The organism is Sphingopyxis sp. RIFCSPHIGHO2_12_FULL_65_19, assembly GCF_001830555.1.
GTDB lineage: Bacteria > Pseudomonadota > Alphaproteobacteria > Sphingomonadales > Sphingomonadaceae > Sphingopyxis.
In genome coordinates, this window is the sequence record NZ_MIAM01000055.1 from 1 (window position 1) to 7666 (window position 7666).

Consider the following 7666-nt stretch of genomic DNA (forward strand, 5'->3'; position numbering starts at 1 on the left):
TCGGTCAATTATTCGAGCTATTCCAAGTCGATCGAACTCGGCTTTACCGAACCCTATCTGTTCGATCGCAACATCTCGGTCGGCGGCAGCATCTATCGCCGCGACCTCAATTCGTTCAACTTCATCAACAATGATCGCCGGACGACGTTCCAGCAGGTCACGACCGGCTTCCAGCTCAACGCCGGCGTTCCGCTGACCGAATTCATGTCCTTCTTTGCGCGTTACAGCCTCAACTATGACGATGTGACGCTCGACAGGTCGCTCTATTATTTCGGGGACGAGTGCGACCCGCTCGTCGCCGGCCGCTATCTTTGCGACGCGATCGGCAAGCGCACGACGTCGCTGCTCGGCTATACGCTCGCCTATGACGACCGCGACAACCGCATTCGTCCGACGCGCGGCCAGTCGCTCTCGCTCAGCCAGGATTTCGCCGGCCTCGGCGGCAGCGTCAAATATGTCCGCACCCGCCTCAACGGGTCGAAGCATTTCAATCTTGGCAGCCGTTTCATCCTCAACCTGTCGGCCGAGGGCGGCTATATCTATCCCTTCGGCGGGCGCCCGACCCCGACCAGCGACAAGGTCCGCCTGACCGACCGCTTCTTCCTGGGCGAGCCGCAGATGCGCGGTTTCGACATTCGCGGGGTCGGCCCGCGCGTGATCCGTTACAGCGTCGACAACACCGATCCGGCCAACCCGATCGTCGTCACCGACGGTGAAAATGACCGCGGCCAGATCGACGACGCCCTCGGCGGCCGCGCTTATTATCAGGGCCGCCTCGAACTCGATATTCCGCTGGGCAGCGGCGCAAAGGAACTGGGGCTGCGGCCGTCGATCTTCGTCGACGTCGGCTCGGTGTTCAGCGTGAAGCGTCCGACGCTGACCACGCTCGCCAACTTCCGGGAAACCGACCCCAACGCTCCCGGCTTTGGGCTGACCAAGTCGCTTTGCCGCAACGCGACCACGGGTGTGACCCAGTTCGCGTCGGAAACGACGACCACGTCGAACGGCGTCACGACGGGCACCGGCCAATACACGACCTGCCCGACCGATTTCTCGCGCCTCGATCCCTTCGAGGAACGCTTCTTCGGTGACACCTGGATGCCGCGCGTTTCGATCGGTGCCGGGGTCAACTGGAACTCTCCGTTCGGTCCCTTCCGGATCGACTTCGCTTACGCCCTTCGCAAAGAAGAGGGCGATGATACCAAACGCTTCTCATTCAACGTAGGAACTCAATTCTAATGAAGAAAATTCTTGTCGCTTCGGCGATCGCGATGGCCTCGCTGTCGGTTTCGCCTATCCTTTCGGCCCCCGCGATCGCCCAAGCAAAGGGTGTCGGCGTCGCCGACGTCCGCGTCGCCGCCGCCCGCTCGAACGCCTTCCAGACCGCCTCGACCCAGATCGAGACGACCTACAAGGCGCAGATCGACCAGCAGCAGTCGCGCGGCCAGACGCTTCAGGCCGAAATCAACGTGTTGATCGCGAAATATAACGAAGAAGCGAAAAAAACGCCGCAGAACCAGGCCGCGTTGCAGGCAGCGGCCAAGGCCGTGCAGGACAAGCGCCAGGCGGCCCAGACCGAACTCGGCCAGATCGGCGCGCCGGTCGACCTTGCCATCGCTTATGTCGAGGATCAGATCAGCGTCCGCATGAACGAGGCGATCAAGGCGGCGATGACCGCGAAAAAGATCGACCTGCTGCTCAACCCCGACGCCGTGCTCGCGCGCGAAAATAACGTCGACATGACCGATGCGGTGGTGGCCGAACTGAACCGCATCCTGCCCAACGTGTCGATCGCCGTTCCGGCCGGTTACCAGCCCGGCCAGCTGGTCCAGCAGCGCAACCAGCAGCTGATGGACCAGGCGCGCGCCGCCCAGGGTGGCGCACGGCCCGCGACCCCCGCCCCCGCGGGCACCCCGCCGACGACCCGCTAAACAAGATGGCGGACGGGGAAATGCCGGACGGCGCGATGGGGCCGGTGGATATCCGCCGGATCCTGACGCTGCTGCCGCATCGTTATCCGATGCTGCTCGTCGACCGGGTGGAATCGATGGTGAAGGACACCTCGATCCACGCGGTCAAGGCGGTGACGATCAACGAGCCCTTTTTCCAAGGGCATTTCCCCGGCCGGCCGATCATGCCCGGCGTCCTCATCGTCGAGGCGCTGGCGCAGGCCGGCGGTATTCTCGCGATCGAATCGCTCGGTTTGGGCGGATCGGGCAAGCTCGTCTATTTCATGGCGATCGACGGCGTGAAGTTCCGCAAACCCGTCGAACCCGGCGTGCTGCTCGACCTTCATGTCTCGATCGTTCAGGCGAAGCGGAACATCTGCAAGTTCGAGGGCCGCGCGATGCTGGGCGAGGCGCTCGCCGCGGAATGCCAGTTTACCGCGATGATCGCCGATCCGCCGAGCGACTAAGCAAGGCTTGCAGAATCAGGCATTCGCCGTTAGGGGCGACCGCTTCGCGGACCCCAAAGCGGGGAAGGCACAGACTCACGCGGCTGGTCGGTAACCAGCGGCATAGGAGCCAAGAGACATGAAAAAAGACATTCACCCCGCCTATCACATGATCACGGTCAAGATGACCGATGGCACCGAATATCAGACGCGCTCGACCTGGGGCAAAGAGGGCGACGTGATGACGCTCGAAATCGATCCCACCGCGCACCCGGCATGGACCGGCGGCACGGGCCGTATGCTCGACGCGGGCGGCCAGGTCGCGAAGTTCAACAAGCGTTTCGGCGGTCTGTCGCTCAAGCGTTGATGGCGTCTGCCCCTGCCTGAGCGGGGGTCAGCCCAGAACCTTTGCAAGCGCGCTTTGCCACCCGGCAAGGCGCGTTTTGCGTTTCTGCGGGTCGACGGCGGGGGTGAACCGCGTCGCGGTGCCGCGCATCGCCGTGGCCGCGCTCGCAAGGTCGGGATATAATCCGGCGCCGGTTGCGGCGAGCATCGCCGCCCCCAGCGCGGTGCTCTCGACAAAATCGGGCCGCTCGACGGTCAGGTCCAGCATGTCGGACAGGTCCTGCGCCATCCAGTCGTTGGCCGCCATGCCGCCGTCGATGCGCAGGTCGGCCCAGTCGACTCCATCGGCGGCAAAGGCGCATTTCAGATCATTCGCCTGATAGGCCTGCGCCTCCAGCGCCGCGCGCGCGACATGCGCCTTGCCCGTGGCAAAGCTGAGCCCCGACAGCGCGGCAAGCGCGTCGGGGCGCCAGTGCGGCGCCCCCAGGCCGGTGAGGGCAGGGACCAGATACACCCCGCCATTGTCGGCGACCGACCGCGCGAGGCCTTCGCTTTCGCTGGCACTGGCGAGCAGGCCCAGCCCATCGCGCAGCCATTTGATCAGGCTGCCCGCCACAAAGACCGACCCTTCCAGCGCGTAAGAGCGAATATCGCCTTCCTGCACCAGCACCGTCGCGAGCAGGCGGTTTGCCGATACCGGGCGCCTGGTGCCGCTGGCCGACAGGATGAAGGCGCCGGTGCCGAACGTCGCCTTGGTCTGCCCCGGCGACAGGCACGCTTGCCCGATCGTCGCTGCCTGTTGATCGCCCGCCATGCCGCAGATCGGTATCGCACCGCCGAACAGCGCGGGATCGGTGGTCCCCACGCGCGTCGTGCAGCCGGTGATTTCGGGGAGCAATGCCATCGGCACGCCGAGCAGGTCGCACAATTCGTCGTCCCAGCCGCCGGCGCCGTTGATGTTCATCAACAGCGTGCGCGACGCGTTGGTCGCGTCGGTGATATGGACGCCGCCGGTCAGGCGGTAAACGAGATAGGATTCGATCGTCCCCACCGCCAGCCGGTCGCCTGCCTGTGCCAGCTGCGGCCAGTTTTTTAGCCCCCAGCCGATTTTCGTCCCCGAAAAATAAGGGTCGAGCAGCAGCCCGCTCCTTTGCTGCGCCATCGGTTCGTGCCCCGCCTCCTTCAGCGCGGCGCAGTCGGCGGCGGAGCGCCGGTCCTGCCACACGATCGCGGGGGCCAGCGGCTCGCCGGACGCGCGATCCCAGAACACCACCGTCTCGCGCTGGTTGGTGATGCCGATCGCGGCGACATGATCGGCCCCGCCCGCCTGTGCGATCATTTCGCGCGTGCAGGCCACGGTCGCTTCCCAGATTTCGGCGGCGTCATGTTCGACCAGCCCGGCGCCCGGATAATGTTGCCCGATCTCGCGCTGCGCGCTGCCCAGCGGGGTGCCATCGGCCGCGAAAAGCATCGTGCGCGTCGACGTCGTGCCTTCGTCGATGACGATGATTTTCTCGGCCATATCACTCTCCCTCTTTTGCCCGTGATGCAAAAAGAAAGCCGCTGCGACAAGCCGCACGACACTTACATTCGTAACCAGCTTGCAAAATTGCGGAGGATGTGCCATATATTGTGCAGCGCAGCATGGCGGATCGATCCGCCGCAGCCACCGGCAGCGTGATTTTCCCGCCCAATCTCAGGCGCGGGACGAGCCGGAACCGCGCTATTGTCCCCAGAGGCACCCTTTCACGCGGGTCGTTTCGAACCCGCGGCCCGTGCGCCGTCCGTTCGATGCGAACGGATGCGCCTGCGCGTCGCTCTATGTGAGTAATTTATGACGACTTTCAACGACTTTGGCCTGCACGCCGACATTAATCGCGCGCTTGCCGCCAAGGATTATACCGTCCCGACCCCGATCCAGACGCAGGCGATTCCGCCGCTGATGAAGGGCCGCGACCTGTGTGGCATCGCGCAGACGGGCACCGGCAAGACCGCCGGTTTCTCGCTGCCGTCGATCCATCACCTCCTGACCTATCCGCACCGCCCGACCCCGCGCGGCTGCCGGATGCTCGTCCTCGCGCCGACGCGCGAACTCGCCGCGCAGATTGCGCAGAGCTGCCGCGACTATGGCCGCTTTACCAAGCTCAGCGTCTCGACCGTCTTTGGCGGCGTGCCGATCAACAAGCAGATCCGCGACCTTGCGCAGGGTGTCGACATCCTCGTCGCCACGCCTGGCCGCCTGCTCGACCTGATCGACCAGCGCGCGCTGCGCCTCGACGATGTCGAAATCTTCGTTTTGGACGAGGCCGACCAGATGATGGACATGGGTTTCATCCACTCGCTCCGCCGCGTTGCCAAACTGCTGCCGTCGCGCCGCCAGAACCTGTTCTTCTCGGCGACGATGCCGAAGGAAATCGCGCATCTGGCCGAACAGTTCCTCGAAGACCCGGTCACCGTGTCGGTGACCCCGGCGGCGACGACGGTCGAAAAGATCAGCCAGTTTTCGACCTTCGTCGAACAGAAGGAAAAGCAGGCGCTGCTGCATTCGATCGTCGCCAGCGAGGATATCGACCGCGCGCTGATCTTCACCCGCACCAAGCATGGCGCCGACCGTGTCGTGCGCCATCTGGCGGGCGCCGGGATCAAGGCGATGGCGATTCACGGCAACAAGAGCCAGTCGCAACGCACCCATGCCTTGCAGGCGTTTCGTTCGGGCGACATCAAACTGCTCGTCGCGACCGATATTGCCGCGCGCGGTATCGACGTGTCGGGCGTATCGCACGTCATCAACTTCGAGATTCCGAACGTTCCCGAACAATATGTCCACCGCATCGGCCGCACCGCGCGCGCGGGCGCCGAGGGCAAGGCGATCAGCTTCATTGCGCCCGACGAGCGGCCCTACATGCGCGATATCGAGCGGGTTACCCGGTCGAAGTCCGAACCGATGCCGCTGCCCGAAAATTTCAACGAACTGGTGCGCAACCTGCCCAAGCCCGTGGCGCCGCCGCGCGACACCGGCAGCCAGGGCCGCGACCCCAATCGCCAGCGCCAGGAGGCCAATCGTGGTCGCGGCGGTGGCAAGCCGCAGGGCGAGCGCGGCCCGCGCCGCGACGGTCCGGCGGGCGAAGGTGCCGAAGGTCAGCGCAAGCGCCGTTTTCGCCCGCGCAACAAAAGCGTCGGCGCACACAAGAGCGCGGTGAAGCGCGTCGGTTGACGCACTGAACAAATCTCTCATTACCGCTCGTGCTGAGCTTGTCGAACCACCGTCCTTTCCTTAGGCATCATGCTAGGGAAGAACGGCCCTTCGACAGGCTCAGGGCGAGCGGAAGTTGACGGGCTGCTTCCTCTATAAGGGGAGTGGTTGATGGCGAATGGCGAAGCAGCGGTAGCATCCATCGACACCCGCCAGAGTGAACGAAAGGTCATCCTGGCCTCGTCGCTCGGCACGGTGTTTGAATGGTATGATTTCTATCTTTACGGCCTGCTCGCGACGATCATCTCGGCGCAGTTTTTCTCCGGCGTCAATGAAACGACGGGGTTCATCTTTGCGCTTGGCGCCTTTGCCGCGGGCTTTGCGGTAAGGCCTTTCGGCGCGCTTGTGTTCGGGCGCATCGGCGACCTGGTTGGGCGCAAGAACACCTTTCTTGTCACCATGGGCCTGATGGGCGCGTCGACTTTCCTCGTCGGCGTCCTGCCCAGCTATGCGTCGATCGGCGTTGCCGCGCCGATCCTCCTCGTCCTGCTGCGCCTCGTCCAGGGACTCGCGCTCGGGGGCGAATATGGCGGCGCGGCGACCTATGTTGCCGAACATGCGCCCGAGGGAAAACGCGGCCTGTTCACCAGCTTCATCCAGACGACGGCCACGCTTGGCCTGTTCGCGGCGCTCGGCGTCGTCATCGTCATTCGTTCGGTCATGGGCGAAGCGGCGTTCGCCGATTGGGGCTGGCGCATTCCCTTCCTGATTTCGGTGATCCTGCTCGGCGTGTCGCTCTGGATTCGCCTCCAGCTCGAAGAAAGCCCGGTCTTCAAGCAGATGAAGGAGGAAGGCACGACATCGAAAGCGCCGCTGACCGAAGCATTTGGCCGCTGGGAAAATCTCAAATGGGTGATCGTCGCACTGTTCGGCGCGGTCGCGGGGCAGGCGGTCGTCTGGTATTCCGGGCAATTTTATGCGCTGTTCTTCCTCGAAAAGACGCTGAAGGTCGATGGCGCGACCGCGAATATCCTGATCGCCATCGCGCTCGCGCTCGGCACCCCCTTCTTCATCTTCTTTGGCTGGCTCAGCGACAAGATCGGGCGCAAGCCGATCATCCTGGCGGGCTGCGCGCTCGCCGCGCTGACCTATTTTCCGGCATTCCAGATGCTCACCGCCGCCGCGAACCCCGCAATGGCAAAGGCGCAACAAAATGCCGCAGTCATCATGGCTGCCGATCCGGGGGCCTGTTCGTTCCAGTTCGACCCGATCGGGCGCAACAAGTTTGAAGGCAGCGGCTGCGACATCATCAAATCGACGCTGGCAAGGGCCGGCGCCAATTACACGGCGTTCACCCGCGAACGCATGAAGGGGGAACCCGCGCGGGTGCGCATCGGATCGCGCGTTCTCGCTGCGCCCGACCCCTGGGCTTTGGCCGAAGAGGATCGCGCCGGGGCCATCGCGGCCTTTCGGTCGGATCTCGAACGCGCGCTGGCCGACGCCGGCTATCCTGCCAAGGCCGACCCGGCGGGGATCAACAAGGTGCTTGTCGTCGCGATCCTCTTCTACCTCGTGCTGCTCGTGACGATGGTTTACGGGCCGATCGCTGCGCTGCTGGTCGAACTGTTCCCCAGCCGCATCCGCTATACCGCCATGTCGCTGCCCTATCATATCGGCAACGGCTGGTTCGGCGGGTTCCTGCCGACGACGGCGTTTGCGATGGTGGCGGCGAC

7 protein-coding genes are annotated in these 7666 nt (G+C 64.3%); 6 read left to right on the forward strand and 1 reads right to left on the reverse strand.

The genetic code is table 11. The annotated features are described in order from the left end of the window. The 4 genes from A3E77_RS15435 to rpmE all read left to right on the forward strand — a co-directional run. On the forward strand, positions 1-1239 hold a 1239-nt coding region (locus tag A3E77_RS15435; protein WP_293647529.1), incomplete at its 5' end, for a BamA/TamA family outer membrane protein. Then, complete coding sequence (locus A3E77_RS15440; RefSeq protein WP_293647531.1) at positions 1239-1931, forward strand: OmpH/Skp family outer membrane protein; 693 nt, start codon at positions 1239-1241, stop codon at positions 1929-1931. The genes A3E77_RS15435 and A3E77_RS15440, both read left to right, overlap by 1 nt. Positions 1932-1936: 5 nt before the next feature. Next, positions 1937-2416 (forward strand): 3-hydroxyacyl-ACP dehydratase FabZ, encoded by a 480-nt coding sequence (gene fabZ, locus A3E77_RS15445; protein ID WP_293647533.1) that lies wholly within the window; start codon positions 1937-1939, stop codon positions 2414-2416. Between the two features lie 118 nt (positions 2417-2534). After that, the gene (gene rpmE / locus A3E77_RS15450; protein WP_293647535.1) at positions 2535-2762 is read left to right on the forward strand and encodes a 50S ribosomal protein L31; all 228 of its coding nucleotides are present in this window, start codon (positions 2535-2537) and stop codon (positions 2760-2762) included. 27 nt (positions 2763-2789) lie between these two features. Here the strand turns inward: rpmE and A3E77_RS15455 are convergent, their stop codons facing one another. Next, positions 2790-4262 carry a glycerol kinase gene (locus A3E77_RS15455; RefSeq protein ID WP_293647537.1) on the reverse strand — a complete coding sequence of 491 codons (1473 nt, stop codon included), beginning with the start codon at positions 4260-4262 and terminating at the stop codon, positions 2790-2792. Between the two features lie 312 nt (positions 4263-4574). Between A3E77_RS15455 and A3E77_RS15460 the strand changes: the two genes are divergently transcribed. After that, positions 4575-5954, forward strand: a complete 1380-nt coding sequence (locus tag A3E77_RS15460; protein ID WP_293647539.1) for a DEAD/DEAH box helicase — start codon at positions 4575-4577, stop codon at positions 5952-5954. A 150-nt stretch (positions 5955-6104) separates the two neighbouring features. Further along, positions 6105-7666 (forward strand): MFS transporter (locus A3E77_RS15465; RefSeq protein WP_293647569.1); only part of this gene is annotated, 1562 nt, incomplete at its 3' end.

Coding starts and splice junctions, on each gene's coding strand:
- A3E77_RS15460 (WP_293647539.1), top strand. CDS start 4,575: ATGACGACTTTCAACGACTTTGGCCTGCACGCCGACATTAATCGCGCG.
- fabZ (WP_293647533.1), top strand. CDS start 1,937: ATGGCGGACGGGGAAATGCCGGACGGCGCGATGGGGCCGGTGGATATC.
- rpmE (WP_293647535.1), top strand. CDS start 2,535: ATGAAAAAAGACATTCACCCCGCCTATCACATGATCACGGTCAAGATG.
- A3E77_RS15440 (WP_293647531.1), top strand. CDS start 1,239: ATGAAGAAAATTCTTGTCGCTTCGGCGATCGCGATGGCCTCGCTGTCG.
- A3E77_RS15455 (WP_293647537.1), bottom strand. CDS start 4,262: ATGGCCGAGAAAATCATCGTCATCGACGAAGGCACGACGTCGACGCGC.